The organism is Rhodococcus sp. OS5 (genome assembly GCF_056837585.1).
Genome location: NZ_CM166368.1, coordinates 1218380 through 1235781, shown reverse-complemented (window position 1 = coordinate 1235781; position 17402 = coordinate 1218380). Strand labels below are relative to the sequence as shown.

Genomic DNA, 17402 nt, shown 5'->3' with positions numbered 1-17402 from the left:
GCAAGATATGGGCAAATCACCGGAAATAACAGCTCCCACCCGCAATATTTCAGTCTTCTGCAACCCGCTGAATTCCCCAATTAGCAAGTGGGTAAATCTTGAGAAAAATTTCCCGGCGCGTCGATCACGAAAGATATTCCTGGTGAAACTCTCAATCCAAGAACACAAAGACAGAGGAAGCTCCGACACAGCTGACACGCAGTTTTGCCCGCCTTCAAGAGTCGTCATCCACGCACATAGTGGACATTCGTCTGCGATAACGAACCGGTAGCAACACAATCCCAGGCACTTTCTCCCATCTTCTGACTTTTACCCATGACCACTGAAGATTTGCGCTGGTGAAACGCAATACCAGTTCGAAAGTTCCACAACTTCTCCGGATGCTGTGCACGCGATTAACTGATCAAATATCTGTTGACTCACCGAACCCACACACTCCGCCAGAACGCCACATCCGAATGCTGGACGTTAGTTTAGATGGGTTCGCATTCTCGGAATCTGCTCGATAACGGCGGCCCCACGGATAAAGCCGAGACTGCACCACCGCAGGCCGCCAGGTCATGATCCGCGACTCGGCGAAGGGCGTGCGGACAAGTCCACACGAGGGTGAAATAGGGGGTGAGACATGCCTTGGGGTCTCGTTTTACAGAGTCCGACACAGTACGTTTTCCCAGGCACGCCAGTCCCCAGATTCATACGGTGTGCAAGGACTCGTTGACGCTTCCGAGATGTTGGCAAGGCCGACCACAGGCCCCGTTCTCCCGACGAGAACGGGGCTTCCTCGGGTCGGTTTCCGCCTTCGACCGACCGGGTAGACGCGAGCATGGGCGCCACCTGCTCGACCGAATCCACCGCTGGCCGCCACGAATCGACGACCCCGACTGTCGGCGTCGAAGAAGAATTCATCCTCGTCGACCCGACCTCCTGGTTGCCGTCCACCGACAATGTTGCGGTTGCGGAAACCGCGTCGACACTGGGGTTGGATCTTCAGCTCGAGTTGTCCCGCTGCCAAGTCGAGACCAACTCTCCCGTGTGCCATGGCATCGACGAACTCCGAACCCACTTGATCGACATGCGTCGGCTCGCGGCAAAAGCTGCCGAGTTGAACGGCTGCAGGCTGTTGGCCGTCGGCGCACCGCTTTCGGGGCCTTCGCGTTTCGAGATCAGCGACTCGCCTCGCTACCGCCGGATGGGCGAACGCTTCGGCGCCCTCGCTGCCGAACAAAGCATCTGCGGTTGCCACATACATGTGGGCGTCGCTGATCAAGTACAGGCCGTGCAGGTCTGCAATCACGTGCGCATCTGGTTGCCCGCCTTGTTGGCACTGAGCGCCAATTCCCGTGTCCACCAAGGAGTCGACACCGACTTCGCGAGTTGGCGGGCGATCCAATGGTCCAGGTGGCCAGTCGCCGGGCCGCCGCCGTACTTCGAGACCACCGGGGACTTCGACACCGCGGTTGCGAAGATGGTGGATTGCGGCGTGATGCTCGACAAGCGGATGGCCTACTGGGATATCCGACCTTCCTGCCACCTACCGACCGTCGAGATCCGAGTCTGCGACGTTCAGCCGACAGCAGAGGATGCAGCGCTACTTGCAACCCTTGGACGAGCTCTGGTGGCAACTGCGTTACGCGCGATAGACCGGGGCATCGAGGCTCCGAACATTTCCCTCGAGAGCCTCCGCCTCGCAACCTGGGTGTCCGCGAAGGAAGGCGTCCTGGGAGCGTCGATCGATCCGATTACCTCACAAAGAATTTCAGCCACGGAACTGTTGCACCGGCTCCTGATCCATGTCCGTGACTCCCTCGACGAGGGAGGCGAGTACTCGAGCGTGGAGTCGGCGCTGCAGCTCAAGTCAGTCACAGGCAACGGCAGCGACTGGCAACAGCGAACGCTGCGCCAGGTCTGCCTTCGGGAACTGATTGCGCGTGCCGTTCAGCGCACCGTACCGACCGCGCCGACTGGCACGGATACGCACGACGAGCCGACAACGGATCAGTAGTAATGCCGCCGACCACCGATGGCGTGCCCGGCCGCGCCCAGCGCGTACAGGATGATTCCGATCACCAGCAAGACGACACCAATCGTCCACAGGATCGGAATGTTCACCACGAAACCGATTATCAGCAGGATCACGCCGAGGATGATCATCACAAGCTCCTTCAGTGCGTTCACTCGGGCGGATACGCCCGCCTCGAGCCGCATACACCGCGGATACCCGTCGGCAGAGCGTTTCATACCCACTCTGACCGGGTATTTCGCTGGGCACCATAATATTTGAAGAATCGAGCCCGCCATGATGAGAATTGTGACTCTGATCGTTCTGATCTGGCTGATAGTCGGGGCCGTCGCGGCCGGCCAACGCGGCTACTACAGCAGTTCGCCGACCAACTGCGCCGGCGTCGGGACCATCGCGCTCACGGTCATCGCGGGTCCGCTGAACTACTTCGGCGTCAACCCCAAAGTCACCGACTGCACGCTCCCCCAGCCCACCGAGTGAGCTGCCGGAAATCCACGCTAAACCGACTAGTCGTTACCCTGGAGGTGAGTCGACACACATCGAAGTGAGGGGCCACCATGACCACTGCACCAGATCGCACCCGAATCGAGTTCCCGGACATCAGCTCGCGTGCGTGGGAACACCCAGCCGATCGGGCTGCATTGGTGACGCTCCGGACGCTTCGGGGGTTCGACACTGTCCTGCGGACGCTGTCCGGACTGCTCCAAGAACGTCAGCACCGCCTCATGTACCTCGCCACGTCGGTGCGAGTCGACGAACGCCAGTTCAGCGACCTGAACGACCTGCGCCGTGACTGCGTCGACATCCTGCAGGCCGACGAGACACCCGAGCTGTTCGTACTCCAGACCCCGATGGTCAACGCCTTCACCATCGGCATGGACAAGCCGTTCATGGTGGTCACTACCGGCCTATTGGACGTGATGAACTACGAGGAACAGCGGTTCATCATCGGCCACGAACTTGGCCACGCGCTGTCCGGTCATGCTGTGTATCGGACCATCCTGATGCATTTGATGCGACTGGCCGGAACCATCGGATGGCTGCCCGTCGGCGGGTGGGCATTGCGCGCGATCATCGCCGCCCTCATGGAATGGCAGCGCAAGTCAGAACTTTCCGGTGATCGTGCCGGACTGTTGTGCGGGCAGGACGTACACACCGCGATTCGCGTCCAGATGAAATTGGCGGGCGGATCCCGAGTCAGTGAAATCGACATCGACGCGTTTCTTGCCCAGGCCGCCGAGTACGACGCCAGCGGCGACCTCCGCGACGGTGTACTCAAGCTCCTCAACATCGAACTGCTCTCTCACCCGTTCTCGGTGCTTCGCGCCGCCGAGCTCGAGAAGTGGGTGGACAGCGGAGACTACGCCGCGATTCTGCGCGGAAACTACCCCCGTCGCGGCGATGACGACGGAGCGAAGATCAGCGACGAGTTCAAGAATGCAGCCAAGACCTACAAGCAGAACTTCGACGAGTCGGAGGACCCTTTGATCCGCATGGTGCGCGACATCGGTAGCGGATTGGGCGGTGCGGTGGGCGCCGTGGGGAATGGCGTCGGCGATGTAGCGTCGGACATCAAGGAACGATTCACCCACTGGCGCAAGAGTTCCGACAGGTCGAAGGGCACTGACGACGCCGAGTAAGCAGAATCGGGACCTGCCGCCGAAGGCAGTCGGCGGCAGGTCCCGGGCTCTTGGCGTGAAGGTGATGCAGGCTTCCCTCTGCACCACCCTCACGTTCACAGACAGTACCAGCAGTCGAACAAACGTGCGAACTGAAAGCGGTCGTGTCGAATCACCGGTTGTCGGGTACGCGGCATAGGACCACTACAGAAGGGAGCCGACATGCATGCTGGGCGACTGAAGAAGGTCGGTTCGAGTGACGGCCCGTTTGCCTCCGTGTACTTCGAAGACGTCCGTAACCGGGAAGATGCGCGCGAGCGCTTCGAACTCGAATGGCGCTCGATGCGCAATCAACTCACGAAACAGGGAGCATCGGAATCGCTGATCGCACGACTGGACGAGGTGAAGGACAACCATCACGGCATCTCAGGTCGCGCCGGACGCGCGATCGTCGCCACTTCCGAGGCAGTGCTGATCGACGATATTCTGCTCGAACCTGCCGGCTCCACTATCGCGACCTTGGGCGAACTGCCCTACCTGATTCCACTGATCGCACACGGATACGACACCGAACCGTTCCTCATCGCCAAGGTCGACCACACTGGCGCGGACCTGTGCGTGCGCGATGCTCGCGGGCGTGACGTGTACGGCGAAACGGTAGACGGAGACGGCTTCCCGGTCCACAAGGCACACGTGGGCGGTCAGGAGCGATACACCGACAGCCAAAGCCTCGTGGAGGAGAATATCCGGAAGAACCTGACTCAGGCTGTGGAGCGCGCGGCGGCGCTCGCCCGTGAACACAAGGTCGCGCTGGTAGTTGTCATCGGAGAAGTACAATCCCGCAAAGCTTTTGCACAGCTTTTGCCGTCGACGCTACGGGTGGTGGACGTCGAAAAGGGTTCGCGTTCAGTCGGTTCGACACCCGCCGAGGTGTCCAAGTCGATTCGTGAACTGATCGACACGCAGCGACTGCGCAGAATGGATGTGGAAACCGAACGCTACGTCGCCGAGCAGGGCCGGGACTCCGGCCTCTCCATCGACGGGACCGCACGCGTCCTCGACGCCCTCGAACAGGGCAAGGTCGAGACGCTGCTGCTCACCGATCCTGACGACAAGGAAGTCACCAGTGGAGAGTTGATCGGGCCCGCCGATCGCGTACTCCCCTACATCGCAATCGGGACCGGCACCGAGTTGGTACAGATCGACGAACGCCTCGTTCTCGCCGACGGATACGGCGCGATACTTCGGCACCCTTGAACGCCGGAGCCTGCTGATCAGATTCGGTGGCGAGCACGTTCTATCGAGAAGCGTGCTTGCCCACCGAGTCCGGGAACCCATCGGCAATTGCTGCGACGAGTTCCAGATATGCCCGTGCCGTGCGCTTGTTCAACAACTTCAAGTCGATCGGACCGCCTTCGCCCAGGTGATCGTCGTAGGGCAACGTCTTGACCGCTCGCACTCCACGCTGAGCGAAAACGTCCTCGAGTTGATCGAGGTCGAGCGAAGACGAACCCGGCCGCGTCGAATTGATCGCCACGACCGACCTGCTCACCAGATCTGCGTATCCGTGCTTGGTCAGCCAACTGAGCGTTGCTGCAGCACTACGGGCACCATCCTGAGCCGTCGGGCTGACGACAACCAAAGCATCTGCTTCGTCGAGAATTCCGTACATGGCCGAGTGCATGATTCCGGTGCCACAGTCGGTGATGACGATGTTGTAGTGCACCTCGAGAATTCGGAGAGTATCGAGGTAGTCCTGCTCGTTGAACGACTCCGAAGTTTCCGGATCTGCCTCACTCGCAAGGATTTCGAGTCGGCTGTCGCCTTGCGAGGTGTAGTAGCGAACATCGCTGTACGTACGAATGTCACCGTCGGCCAACAGATCACGAACGGTCAGGTGATGTTCACGTCGTTCGCGATCAGCCAGAGTCCCCAGGTCGGGATTGGCGTCGATGGCTACGATTCGATCCCCACGGATCGATGCGAACGTCGAACCGACAGTTTTGGCCGCCGTGGTTTTCCCCACTCCACCCTTGAGTGAGATGAAAGCAATCTTGTACACGCCGCGCACCGTTCGGTTGGCACGGCGAACGAGAGCCTGGTGTTCGAGTTCGGCAGCCGACTGCCCAGTGTTGATCCGGCCCCCGGTGAGTTTGAACAACACACTGCCCAAACCGCGTTCGGGTGGACGCTTCGCCCGCTTGATGATGTCCAGGTCGTCGACGGAGGTCATTGGCCTGGGCGTCGAGGTCCGAAAATCGGTCGGCTCTTCACGACGTTGCTGGCGCATCCGCTGACTGGGCAACGGTTTTGCTGCAGGCTCGTCGAATTGTGGTGTGAAGGTGACGGTTCGAATCGACGTTGCATAGCCGTCGTCGGACGCGTCGAAATGGCCGTCGCCCTGAGTCGTTCCGGAGTTGTTCCCCAGGACTCCGTTATTCGAACCGTTGTTATCGCTGCGCACCGTTTTCCTAGGTCGAGTTCGGAATCATTTCGGACATAGCCTCTCGGACGCTATCACTCTGGCGGGCTTGCCGTTCTCTGCTCAATACCGTCGTGGCACAACAGACCGTTACACCCGCACTTCGATGACTTTGGTCCCCAAGCTTGTGCCGATCTCAGCAAATACGAACGTCGTAACGATATGCGGCACAGATATCTTCATCTGCCGCTAGAAACAGCCTTCCGCAATGTCAGGGCAAATCCCTTGGTAACAAACGAGAAAAGGGAGGGCGATCGCCTCGGCGATCACCCTCCCTTCATGGACAAGTGTTCAGCTGCTGCAGAATTCCGAACTACCGAGACTTCCGAAAATCGTCGACAGATCCACACTTCCGAACGAACTGCCCGTATCGCAGCCGTCGGCAGTGAGCGCGAAGTCGACACCGGTGACGTCATTCGTGCTCAGATTCACCGGAATTACTGCTGGATCGGCACCGCATCCGCTGCCGGGAACCACTTCTACGGAATAGCCGTCCTTGGCCGGCTTGTACTGAAAGAAGTAGTCACCGGAATCATCCGTCGTTGTCGTCGCGATTTGCGTGCCGGCATCGAGGAGATTCAACGTCACGTCAGACGCCCCGACCCCGTCGGCACCCGGACACCCGGTGACAGTTCCGACGATGCTGAACACCTTCACCAACTCGAAGTCGATCCCGGTCGCGTCGGACGTCGTCAGATCTACCGCCGTCCTGTCGGGTACGGATCCGCATCCAGCCGGCGAGTATGGACTGACCGTGTAATTGCCCGGAGGAACGTTCGTGATCGTGTATGCGCCACCCACCCCGACAGTGGCCGAGGATATCTGCGTCGAGCCATCCCATACGACCATCCATATCCCGACCGGATCGCCAGTATCGCTACACGAGTTGACAAGGGTGCCCGACACGGAGCGTGTGACCGGGTCCGCCGAGGCCACCGAAGACAGGAAGAGACCGAACGCACCCATCAGGGCGAATATCGCAAAGAATCGACGCCTCATGAAACTCTCCTATGTGTTTGCCCTGCCGTCGACCCGTTGCCGGCGACCAGAGCCAAGTCTGGCACCGGAAAATGACCGTCACGTTTGTTTCACCCGGTCCTCGGCAAAGTTTGGCGAATCGGACAAATCCCCCACCTGATGCGTTCGTCGGTCGGCCACCGAAACGATCCCGACCGATCACCTACTAAGCCCGGTAGTAGGCGCCTGTATCCTTTCGCGTATGACGCCGGGTCCGAAAGATGTCGCGCAGCTGCGCGGTGCTTTCGTGGGCGGCACCTCCGGCGCGGTTTCCGTCGCAGCCCACGCGCTCGGTGGCGGCGGCATGGCCCCGTCCGAAAGCGCTGTCGTGTTGCTGATCCTCGCCTGCGCGAGCGTCGGCGCGGTGGTCACGTCCATCGACACCCGTCGCTCCCCCGCGCTCTTGCTCGCCCTCATGCTCGCTGCGGGTCAGGCCATCGGTCACGCGACGTTGACCATCGCTTCGGATCATCAACACGGCCTGCTCCTGTCCCTTCCGATGCTCGCAGCACACATCGCTGCCGTCGGAGTGTGCGCAGTGCTGATCCGCGGCGCAGAACGCGGATACGTCGTGGCTGCATCGACGGTAGCGGCAATCGTTGCCGTTCTATTGCGCCCGTGGGCAGCTGAACCGTCACCGTTCGCTGCACGTACTCGATACCGCGCCAAAGTTGTTCTACGTCAACTTCTCACCTCAGGCCTGGGCACTCGCGGCCCACCGGCATTCGTGTAACTCACCTCCCCTTTCCTTTCACGCACGTGATTACGTGCGCCACTTTGCTGTGCGCCTTTATTAACCGCCCGCGGTTAATAAAGGCGCACGGCGGGATCGAGTACACGCATGTCCGCACCCGAATTGGAGCGCGCACAGACGCGCGCGTCCAACGACAGTTCTCCCCCGAAGAAGCAGGTTGGCGGCGCCAGACCACTGATCCTGCGTCTGCACTTCTACGCCGGCGTCCTGATCGGACCGTTCATCCTCATCGCCGCTTTGAGCGGTGGTCTCTACGCGATGGCACCCACCATCGAGAAGTTCGCTTACAGCGACTACCTCCAGACCGACACCACCGGACAGATCGCGTCACTGAACGATCAGATCCGTTCCGCTCAGCAGTACCGCCCCGACTTGACCGTCTCGGCAGTACGTCCGTCCCCTGCTGCCGGCGAAACCACCCGAGTCCTGTTCACCGATCCGTCACTGGGCGAATCGGAGAGGCTCGCCGTCTTCGTCGATCCGGTACTCGCACAGCCGGTCGGCGAGTTGGCGGTCTACGGAAGCAGTGGTTCGCTGCCGCTGCGAACCTGGATCTCCCAACTGCATCGCCACCTTCACCTGGGCGAACCCGGCCGCCTCTACAGCGAATTGGCCGCGTCGTGGATGTGGGTGGTCGCACTCGGCGGTGTCTACCTCTGGTTCCGTCGTTACCGCACCGCCCGGAACGCTCGACTGCTCACGATCGACCGAGCATCCACCGGACGAAGCCGGACCCTGAACTGGCACGGTGTCGTCGGCATCTGGATAGCAGTTGCATTGGTCTTCCTCTCGGCGACCGGCCTCACGTGGTCGACCTACGCCGGAGAGAACGTCAGCAATCTGAGAACCGCGTTGAGTTGGACGACGCCCTCAGTTGTGAAAACTCTCGGCGACGCTCCCCCTCCGGCGACAGGCGGGCACGAGGGTCACGACATGGCCCCCGCCGCCACCGGCACGCTGACGGACACCAACGTCGGACGCGTCGACACCGTCCTCGGTATCGCCAGGTACAACGGGATCACCGGTCCTGTCGAAGTATCGATACCCGCGAACGCCGAGACGGCGTTCACCGTCGCCCAGACACGTCAGCCCTGGGTGTACAGCAACAACACCATCGCAATCGACGGAGCGACGCAAAAGGTCACCGACGAGTTGTGGTTCTCGGATTGGCCACTCGCAGCCAAACTTTCGGCCTGGGGAATCCAACTCCACATGGGCCTGCTGTTCGGTCTTGCCAACCAGATCGCACTCGCCGCACTGGCACTCGCACTGGTCAGCGTGGTCATTCGGGGCTACATCATGTGGTGGCGCCGACGCCCCACTCGTGGCTCCGACTGGGCAGTCGGCCGGGTTCCTGCCCGCGGCGGAATCCGCAACCTCTCCCCGGTCGGCCTCGTTGCTCTCGTCGCGATCACGGCGTTGGTCGGCTGGTTCGTTCCGCTACTCGGCATCAGCCTTCTCGCATTCCTGCTGATCGACCTGTGCATTGCGGCGTTCAAACGCCGTGCCACCACCTGACACTTCACGAATTACGGAGACACACATGACTGTTCGCACAAAGATATTCGCAGCTGTTGCACTGTCCGCAGCTCTCGCCCTGACCGGCTGTTCTTCCAACTCCGACAAGGAAACCGAAGGTGCACAATCCATCACAGTTCAGGATCAATGGGTCAAGGCCGCGCAGGAAGGAATGAGCGCGGCGTTCGCCGAACTCGTCAACTCCAGTGACAAGGACGTACGCGTGGTCTCGGCCACCAGCCCCGCGTCGTCTCGACTCGAACTGCACGAAGTCGTGACCGGCGACGGCGGAACGATGACGATGCGTCCCAAGGACGGCGGTTTCCTGGTCCCTGCCAACGGGTCCGCCTCCCTCACCCCGGGCGGTGACCACCTCATGTTCATGGACCTGTCCGCGCCGCTGCTCCCAGGCGCAGAAACCGACCTCACCTTGATCTACGACGACGGTTCCAGCACCACGTTCACAGCCCAGATTCGCGACTTCTCCGGTAATCAGGAGAACTACGACCCGAATCACGGTGGCTGAGAACACGAACCCGCCCAGCCGAGCAGTCAGTCGGCGGCGCCTTCTCGGAGGAGGCGCCGCCGCGCTCGGCGTGGCGGGAATAACCTGGGGCGCAACCACAGTGGTCGAGCGCAGCGAACAGGAGCAGCAAGCAGGCAAGCTGGTGGAACCGTTCTACGGAGTCCACCAAGCCGGCATCGACACCACGCCGCAAGCGCACGGCACCTTCATCGGGTTCGACCTCTTGCCTGGAACCGATCGAGCAGTCGTCGTCGGAATCATGAAGATGTGGTCCGAGGATGCGTCACGGCTCACCGCGGGCAACCCGGCGTTGGCGGACACCGAACGGGAACTGGCTGTGGATCCGGCACGCTTGACAGTGACCGTCGGCTACGGCCCTGGCCTGTTCACCAAGCTGGGATTGCAAGCACGTCAACCGGACTGGTTCGAGCCGTTGCCGAGCTACGCGATCGACCGACTTGACGATCGATGGGGCGGATCGGACCTGTTGCTGCAGATTTGTGGCGACGATCCGGTGACCATTGCTCATGCTGTGCGAGTTCTGACCAAGAACGTCCGATCACTGACAACCATCCGGTGGACGCAAAAGGGATTCCGCAACGCTCGCGGCACCACGCCTGAGGGAACCACGATGCGCAATCTCATGGGCCAAGTGGACGGGACCGTCAATCCTGCTCCGGGAACAGTGGATTTCGATTCACTGATCTGGCACGACGGCGCGGGTCAGTCGTGGCTGGCGGGCGGAACCTCGTTGGTACTGCGACGCATTCGCATGGAAATGGATACCTGGGACGAACTCGACCGTTCGGGGCGCGAACTCACGATGGGGCGCACGTTGTCCAATGGCGCTCCGCTCAACGGAACCAACGAATTCGACGAAGCGGATTTCACACTCACGGACAAGTTCGGGATTCCGGTGATCCCGCCAGGATCACACATCGCGCGAGCCCACCAGACGCATGAGAAGGAGCAGTTCTTCCGTCGGGCATACAACTACGACGACGCACCCGAGAGCGGGCAGACCTCGAATTCGGGATTGATCTTCGCAGCATTCCAACGGGACATCGCCGAGCAATATCTACCGGTCCAACAGCGATTGAGTGACTTCGACGCACTCAACGAGTGGACGACGCCGATCGGTTCTGCGGTGTATCTCATTCCGCCGGGATGCACCGAGAACGACTATCTGGGAAGCGGATTGCTCGGCTGACAACCCCCGGGCAACGATATTGTGGGGGCTGGATCCGAACGGATCCCGCCCCCACAATTCCTTCTACCTGAAGTTGTTGCGTTACTTGGACTTACGAGGTCCCGGCATGACCGCACCTGGACGGGCGGTAGTCAACCTCGTGACCCAACCACTGACGGGCCACTTCTTCAGTCCGACGTTGTGTGGGGTGACCTCGGTTCCGACGTACTTGGCAGCAAGCTCGTCGTCGACGGTTCCGTTGAACCGCCACAGTTGGCTTCCGTCGGCATTGCGGGTGGACACCTCCCATGACTGAGCACGGAAGGCACCACGAATGATGCTGTCGGCAAACACCAGAACGGGAATTCCGATCTCGGCACGAACAGCCGCACCGGCAGACCACTCGGCGCGCGCGAGTTCGTAGATCTCTTCCGGCGTTGCTCCCGGACGGGCGGAGGCCGGTACGTGGAGGACGATGCTCGGCGTCGGGAGTTCCGGCGCGGGATCAGCCGAGTAGCGCAATGCGAGTTCCTCGACGCGGGTCGCACGGGCGTCCTTGTCCGAGGTATCGCCTGCGAGATTGGTCAGACCCTCTCCCGCGTCGGTGATCCGCAAGGCTTCCACGATGCCTCGGACGACCTCATCGGTAGTGGCGGCCGAATCCGTGGCGGCAGAGACCGAGCGGAGGAGTACGAAGTGCTCCACCGCCGAACCTGCGTCGTAGATCTCGCGGATCCGAGCGATCTTGGCTGCCGTCACAGCGGCATTCGACTCGACCGGAGCGTCCGCTCCTTCGAGGTTCGCGAGTTCACCGAGCGCTTCGAATACCGGCGCGAATACTTGATTTCCCGTGCCGTGCCCGACATGGAACACCTGGTCGTTACGCGGGTCACGCAAAGCAAAGACGTACTGCCCCAGTCTCTTACCGACCTTCTCGGAGAACGGCTGCGGAGCGGGCTTCCTGACGACGACCTCGGTGGACAGAGTGCGCATCACGGCCAGACGTAGTGCGTCTGGCACGCTGGTGGAACCGGCAGCACCGGAAAAGATTGCCGCCGAAGCAGCGCTGATCGAGGTGAACGTGCGGCCGACTTGCTTCTCGAGAGAGGCAGAGACCGTACCGACCGCAGTCAGTTTTGCATCGAGGGTGCCGTCACCCTCGACAAGGAACTCCTTGATCAACGGAGCAACGAGCAAAGTGGAGCCGATAGCGCGAGGAACTGTCCAGACAATAGCCATGCCACGAGCCTAGGCGATCACCTCGAGACGCGAGGCGAACGCGACTCAGCCCGCCGCTGCCGGCCCGGCCAGTCCCTGCACAAGTAGGTTCCAGGCCGAGTGCGCGACTTCTTTTCGCGAGCACTCGGCAGTCCGTTCCATGATCGCGGCGAACATGGCGATCGCCAGGATCACGTCCTCAGCAGTCACGGACTCGCGTATCTTCCCAGCTCGACGCGCCTCCTCGAGGCGTCCTTCGAGGAGATCGGTCAGGCGGGTGCCTGCCGAATTCAGTCGTGAGTCGCCGAAGGAGACGGGCTTGATGACCTCCACGAACACGATGGAGGTGGTGATCTGGTCTACCAACAATCGAAAAAGATCGTCGAGAGTCGAATCCGGATCGGCAGCCATATCTTGCAGCTCGACGATGTTCTCGTCGAACACCGCGAGTGCGAGGCTTTCGCGAGTGGGAAAGTGCCGGTAGAGGCTGCCCTGACCGACGCCGGCCGTGCGGGCGATCAGGCTGAGCGGAGCAGCAAAACCCTGAGTGGCGAACACCTCACGAGCTGCTGAGACGAGTGCCGCACGATTGCGCGCCGCATCTCTCGGCCCTCTGTTGAGAGATCCGCTATTGACGCGGCCAGACGATGTCACGCACACTACGATACCAACCGGACAGCATTGTCCGGTTGGTTGCGGCCCGACACCGGTTCACACCCCGACCCGATCGTCGTGAGCGCTCGAACACGCGCCTGCCCTCCGTGCTGCCTGTCCGTGAGATACGTCTGCCCGTGAGATACGAAAGGCAATCCCGCACCGGGAGTTGGACTCGATGAAATCGTTCACGACCATCAGAACCAGATCTGCCATCGCACTCGTCGCCTTGATCACCGTCCTTCCCGTGTGCGTCGCGTCGGCTGAGCCCGCCGCTGCCCCGGGCTCGATCCACGAGAATCCGGGTGTCGCTTCCACCGCCGCAAGCCGCGCCGAATGCGGCCCGGGATCGATGCCCGAGACCGGGTTGCAGGGTGATGTTCCGGCCGAGGACCGAAACAGCGGACGCAGCCGAGACGGCTACAGCTGCAACATGTCTCAGATCGGCGGCTACTCGGGTCGCGGCGGCGGGATCACGTCCACCAACTTCGAACACTGCTCGTACGTCGGCAGTTTCTTCCCCGGGAACCTCCTGGGCCCCACCCAGGGCGTCCAAGTTCTCGACGTGTCGGATCCTGCCAATCCCGCTCTCACCGCCACGCTGACCGAACCCGCGATGCTGGCCGGAACGTGGGAGAGCCTCAAGGTCAACACCGCGCGAAAGCTGCTGGTGGGCACGGGCGTTCCGCTCTTGACCGGCGTCGGCCTGATGTCGGTCTACGACATCTCCGATTGCGCGCACCCGAAACTACTCAACCCCGGACCAGGAACCGATCTGGGGATGCTGCTGCCTATCACCAATCACGAGGGAGGATTTTCACCGGACGGGAACACCTACTGGTCTTCCGGCACCGCTCCCGGCGTGGTGAGCGCCGTCGATCTCACCGATCCCGCCAACCCACGCGTCGTCTGGCAGGACCTCATCGGGTTGTCGACGCACGGCTTCGGAATCAGTCCCGACGGAAATCGCATGTACTTGTCGAACAATCTCGGCGGAATACATGTCCTCGACATCAGTGAGGTTCAGCGCCGCGTCCCGAATCCTCGGGTGCGCCAACTGTCCCAGCTCTCGTGGACCGACGGTTGGGCCACCCAACACAGCATTCCGGTCACCTACGACGGTTCGCCGTACCTGTTCACCGTCGACGAAGGTGGTTCCGGCGGAGTCAAATTGATCGACGTCTCCGATGACGACGAACCGTCGGTCGTCAATTCGGTGAAGCTCGAAATCAATCTGCCGGAGAATCAAGACGCTGCGCTGGCGTCTGCTGCCGGCGGATCGCTGTTCGCGTACGAATCTCACTACTGTTCGGCAGATCGCCCGGTCGACCCGACGGCGCTGGCATGTGGATGGATCTCGAGCGGGATTCGGGTCTTCGATGTTCGAGATCCCTTCGACGTCCACGAAATTGCGTACTTCAACCCACCTGCTCGGACCGGCGGCAATCTCGAACTCGCCAACTCGCCACACGCTCTCGCGTCGCTCATCGGGGTACCCGTTCTCAGCACCCCGGCAATCGCGCAGTCGATCGCGCAGGGCCAGTTCGACCCCGGCCAAGCACTGAGTTCGCGGTCGGGCATGGTCGCTCTCGGCGACATCTCGACCGATTGGTGCTTCTCCCCGCCCGAATGGCGCGGGACCACGTTGTGGGCGACGTGCGCCGACAACGGCTTTGTTGCCATGCAACTCGAAAACGGTGTCTACACACCACCGGCTGACCAGAAGACGACCGTGGGATCATGACGGCGCCGCGATCGGTCAAAGCCGTCGCACTCGTGGCCGCGGCACTGATGCTGCTCGTACTCGGCGCAGCATTACGTCCCCTGTTCGCACCCGAGAACCACACGCAGAGAGCTGTTCTGAGCGAAACCGAAATCGGATTGGTGCACGACATGGCGGCCCACCATCAACAGGCCCTCTTCATTCTCGCGCGTCTGAGTCCCGATGTGGACCCGGCGGTGACGAGACTGGCCCAGCAGATCGACGATGTTCAACGAACGGAAATCGGTGTCATGCTCGGTTGGCTGAGGTTGGCCGGTGTCCCGCCGAATAGTAGAACGCCGATGGCGTGGGTGGAGGCGTCGCCGAGAGGCGCCAGCGACTCTCGTCATCACCCGGCAACGCTGGACACCGAGACCGACTCCATGCCGGGTATGGCTACGACCGAAGAACTCGAGAAACTGAGCAGCGCTCGCGGGCTCGACGCCGAGGTCCTTTTCCTTCAACTGATGGAACGCCACCACCGTGGCGGGATCGCCATGGCGCAGGCCGCCGATGCCCTGCTCGAGAGCGGGCCGGTGAAACAGTCCGCCCGCGACATGATCAACACCCAGAGTCAGGAATCCGGGCTGATGACACTGATGCTCGAACAACGTGGGGCACAACCACTGCACTGACCCGCATGTCCAGTGACTACCATAGGTGTCGACCTGCGAACTACAGAAGGAATCGACACTTCATCATGACCCTGCTTGTTCGCGGAATCGATTGGTCGAACCCGACAGCACCGCGGATCCGATGCGTCGACGACACCACTGCTGCTACGACCTTCTTCACTCACGACTCGGTGCTGCGATTCTCCGTCGACGAGACGAAGGGCCGCCGCTGCCTCGGCTGGCGAGATCTCACCGCCGAAGGTCCAGGACACTCGCCGTGCGACCGCGGGGCGACGGTCACCGCAGGACGCCAATGCGACCGATGCCGAAATCGTGAGGGGTTCACCACGGTTCATCAGGCACACGTCAGCGGCGCGCACATTCATCCGAATGTGCGTACCTACCTCGCACAACCACAATGGCTCTACGTCGACGTATTCGCCGGCGGCCAGATGAAGGTGGGGACGGCGTCCGAGTTCCGCAAGCATCCGCGAGTCGCCGAACAAGGGGCAGTCTGCGCATTGTTCGTAGCGCGGTCGACGGACGGTTACAGCATTCGCGCCCTCGAAGCCCGAGTTTCGGAGCACTTCCACTTGAGCCAGGCAATACGTACGTCTCGGAAGATCGAAGCGTTGACAGGGCCCTTGGATCGAGAGAAACTACGAAAGTCGTTGCACCACTTCGTATCGTCGATCAAAGACGAGCTGAATGACATCGGATCGGACATCGACGGAATCGAGATCCTGGAGGCTCCCGAAGAATGGACGGCGCCGGCGTGCGCTGACGTGGTCTTCGATGCGGCACCGTTGATCGCGTATCCGCACACTTTCGAGTCCGGCGAACATTCCTTGTATTTGGAGGGCCTTGCCGGTTCGATCGCCTCGCTGTGGATCGACCCCGACTCTGAATCGCCACGCTTTGTCGCGGACGTGTCCGGACTGGTCGGTCGAACCATCACCGTCGGCGAGTTCGAGTCCCCTGGCGTGGCGATTCAGGAATCGTTGTTCTGAAAGTAGGTCAGCAACTTCCCGCGGTCGCTGCGGCGAATCCGCGAGTGACCTCGGCCTGCTCGTCGGCAGACAGGCTCGACCATTCGGGATAAGCCTGGATGGAGGTCAGCATGTCGTTTGCCAATGATTCACGCGTCATGCCCATTTCCTCTCCGGACTCGTCGATGGCCGGCTGGTATGCGTCGAGGTACCGGAGAACGTCGGAGCACGCCTGCGCGTAGGTCCGTGGCAGTGCCGAACTCACATTCGGGTCGGACGGGACCTCAGCCGGAGCACTCGAGTCGACCGAAGGGGTCTCGGTAGGTATTTCCGACGACGTCGCCGGAGCCTCGGATGACGTCGTCGACGTCGCCGTGGTGGTCGCCGAAGCAGAGGAAGTGAGTGTTCCGACCTCGGTCGGCTTGTCTCCGTCAGAACCGCAGGCAACCAGCGCCACCAGCGAGCAGGCACCGATGAACCCGGTGATCGTTTTCTTCATCCCTCAAGGATGCCAGAGGGCCACTGGCGCTCGAACGGACCGGCGTCGCCCGTCAGCGCCGATTGCCCGAGCATCCTGCCGAATCCGAGCGCCTCGCCCTCCCGACTGCGGGATTGGACTGTATGCCCCGTTCGCGAACCCATGCTACGGTGACTTAACTGCAAAATAACTACGGGTGGGATTGTCCGGTCTGCCGCGTTCATCCGGAACGCTCCGATCGGAAATAGTTCGTATATAAGGGGCTGGAACGAGTGGGACTTTTTCGTCGACGAGGTTCCCGCGAGGAAGACGACGATCGCGGGCAAAACCTCGATCGCAGCGACCCCGGGTACGCCGCCTGGTTCGCGAACGTCGCCGACGCGGGTGGTCAGCCGATTCCGTACAAGCGACCGCTGACCGCACCGGTGTATCCGCAACTCCAGCCGCCGGCCCCGGACTACGAGACGGATACGAGACGGCCACTCAACGCACCCGCCGGAGACGGCTGGCTACCCGCAGACCGCATCGACGAATTCGAGTCGTCGAATGGCCGCCCATCTGC

Annotated in this window: 17 protein-coding genes; 11 read left to right on the top strand and 6 right to left on the bottom strand. The window is 61.5% G+C overall.

Going from position 1 to position 17402, the window contains the following annotated elements:
* Window positions 1–823 precede the first annotated feature (823 nt).
* Window positions 824–2002 (top strand): carboxylate-amine ligase, encoded by a 1179-nt coding sequence (locus ACVZUB_RS05675; protein WP_058037545.1) that lies wholly within the window; start codon window positions 824–826, stop codon window positions 2000–2002.
* On the opposite strand, the gene ACVZUB_RS05670 is transcribed toward ACVZUB_RS05675, so the two are convergent.
* On the bottom strand, window positions 1996–2151 hold the full coding sequence (locus ACVZUB_RS05670; protein WP_003945912.1) for a DUF6131 family protein: 156 nt from the start codon (window positions 2149–2151) through the stop codon (window positions 1996–1998). The genes ACVZUB_RS05675 and ACVZUB_RS05670 overlap by 7 nt on opposite strands.
* 145 nt (window positions 2152–2296) lie before the next feature.
* Here ACVZUB_RS05670 and ACVZUB_RS05665 point away from each other — a divergent pair, with 145 nt between their 5' ends.
* The 3 genes from ACVZUB_RS05665 to ACVZUB_RS05655 all read left to right on the top strand — a co-directional run bounded on the left by ACVZUB_RS05665 (window position 2297) and on the right by ACVZUB_RS05655 (window position 4896).
* Window positions 2297–2500, top strand: a complete 204-nt coding sequence (locus ACVZUB_RS05665) for a hypothetical protein (RefSeq protein WP_003945456.1) — start codon at window positions 2297–2299, stop codon at window positions 2498–2500.
* A 77-nt stretch (window positions 2501–2577) separates the two neighbouring features.
* Window positions 2578–3660 carry a M48 family metallopeptidase gene (locus ACVZUB_RS05660; protein ID WP_482628219.1) on the top strand — a complete coding sequence of 361 codons (1083 nt, stop codon included), beginning with the start codon at window positions 2578–2580 and terminating at the stop codon, window positions 3658–3660.
* Between the two features lie 201 nt (window positions 3661–3861).
* Window positions 3862–4896: a baeRF2 domain-containing protein gene (locus tag ACVZUB_RS05655; protein ID WP_007734628.1), complete on the top strand. Its 1035-nt coding sequence runs from the start codon at window positions 3862–3864 to the stop codon at window positions 4894–4896.
* A gap of 40 nt (window positions 4897–4936) precedes the next feature.
* On the opposite strand, the gene ACVZUB_RS05650 is transcribed toward ACVZUB_RS05655, so the two are convergent.
* Both ACVZUB_RS05650 and ACVZUB_RS05645 read right to left on the bottom strand, forming a co-directional pair.
* On the bottom strand, window positions 4937–6103 hold the full coding sequence (locus tag ACVZUB_RS05650; protein ID WP_003945525.1) for a MinD/ParA family ATP-binding protein: 1167 nt from the start codon (window positions 6101–6103) through the stop codon (window positions 4937–4939).
* Between the two features lie 309 nt (window positions 6104–6412).
* Window positions 6413–7120 carry a hypothetical protein gene (locus ACVZUB_RS05645; RefSeq protein WP_003945876.1) on the bottom strand — a complete coding sequence of 236 codons (708 nt, stop codon included), beginning with the start codon at window positions 7118–7120 and terminating at the stop codon, window positions 6413–6415.
* 220 nt (window positions 7121–7340) lie between these two features.
* On the opposite strand from ACVZUB_RS05645, the gene ACVZUB_RS05640 reads away from it, so the two are divergent.
* From ACVZUB_RS05640 to ACVZUB_RS05625, 4 genes are all read left to right on the top strand, one after another.
* The gene (locus ACVZUB_RS05640; RefSeq protein ID WP_007734626.1) at window positions 7341–7871 is read left to right on the top strand and encodes a hypothetical protein; all 531 of its coding nucleotides are present in this window, start codon (window positions 7341–7343) and stop codon (window positions 7869–7871) included.
* Window positions 7872–7979: 108 nt separating this feature from the next.
* The gene (locus tag ACVZUB_RS05635) at window positions 7980–9410 is read left to right on the top strand and encodes a PepSY-associated TM helix domain-containing protein (RefSeq protein WP_054781348.1); all 1431 of its coding nucleotides are present in this window, start codon (window positions 7980–7982) and stop codon (window positions 9408–9410) included.
* Between the two features lie 25 nt (window positions 9411–9435).
* The gene (locus ACVZUB_RS05630) at window positions 9436–9936 is read left to right on the top strand and encodes a copper chaperone PCu(A)C (protein WP_285181414.1); all 501 of its coding nucleotides are present in this window, start codon (window positions 9436–9438) and stop codon (window positions 9934–9936) included.
* Window positions 9929–11146: a Dyp-type peroxidase gene (locus tag ACVZUB_RS05625; protein WP_007734620.1), complete on the top strand. Its 1218-nt coding sequence runs from the start codon at window positions 9929–9931 to the stop codon at window positions 11144–11146. Before ACVZUB_RS05630 ends, ACVZUB_RS05625 begins: the two co-directional genes overlap by 8 nt.
* An 81-nt stretch (window positions 11147–11227) precedes the next feature.
* Here the strand turns inward: ACVZUB_RS05625 and ACVZUB_RS05620 are convergent, their stop codons facing one another.
* Entirely contained in the window at window positions 11228–12364 is a 1137-nt protein-coding gene (locus ACVZUB_RS05620) for a GIY-YIG nuclease family protein (protein ID WP_042452510.1), read from the bottom strand.
* A gap of 45 nt (window positions 12365–12409) precedes the next feature.
* Window positions 12410–12997, bottom strand: coding sequence for a TetR family transcriptional regulator (locus ACVZUB_RS05615; RefSeq protein WP_475845629.1), 588 nt, complete (start codon window positions 12995–12997; stop codon window positions 12410–12412).
* A gap of 178 nt (window positions 12998–13175) precedes the next feature.
* On the opposite strand from ACVZUB_RS05615, the gene ACVZUB_RS05610 reads away from it, so the two are divergent.
* The 3 genes from ACVZUB_RS05610 to ACVZUB_RS05600 all read left to right on the top strand — a co-directional run bounded on the left by ACVZUB_RS05610 (window position 13176) and on the right by ACVZUB_RS05600 (window position 16383).
* A complete protein-coding gene (locus ACVZUB_RS05610; protein ID WP_482628218.1) occupies window positions 13176–14741 on the top strand; it encodes an LVIVD repeat-containing protein in 1566 nt (521 codons plus the stop codon).
* Window positions 14738–15394 (top strand): DUF305 domain-containing protein, encoded by a 657-nt coding sequence (locus tag ACVZUB_RS05605; protein WP_482628217.1) that lies wholly within the window; start codon window positions 14738–14740, stop codon window positions 15392–15394. The genes ACVZUB_RS05610 and ACVZUB_RS05605 overlap by 4 nt, the downstream gene beginning before the upstream one ends.
* 65 nt (window positions 15395–15459) lie before the next feature.
* On the top strand, window positions 15460–16383 hold the full coding sequence (locus tag ACVZUB_RS05600) for a DUF2797 domain-containing protein (RefSeq protein ID WP_075832379.1): 924 nt from the start codon (window positions 15460–15462) through the stop codon (window positions 16381–16383).
* Between the two features lie 7 nt (window positions 16384–16390).
* On the opposite strand, the gene ACVZUB_RS05595 is transcribed toward ACVZUB_RS05600, so the two are convergent.
* Window positions 16391–16861 (bottom strand): hypothetical protein, encoded by a 471-nt coding sequence (locus ACVZUB_RS05595; RefSeq protein ID WP_003945723.1) that lies wholly within the window; start codon window positions 16859–16861, stop codon window positions 16391–16393.
* Window positions 16862–17402 lie beyond the last annotated feature (541 nt).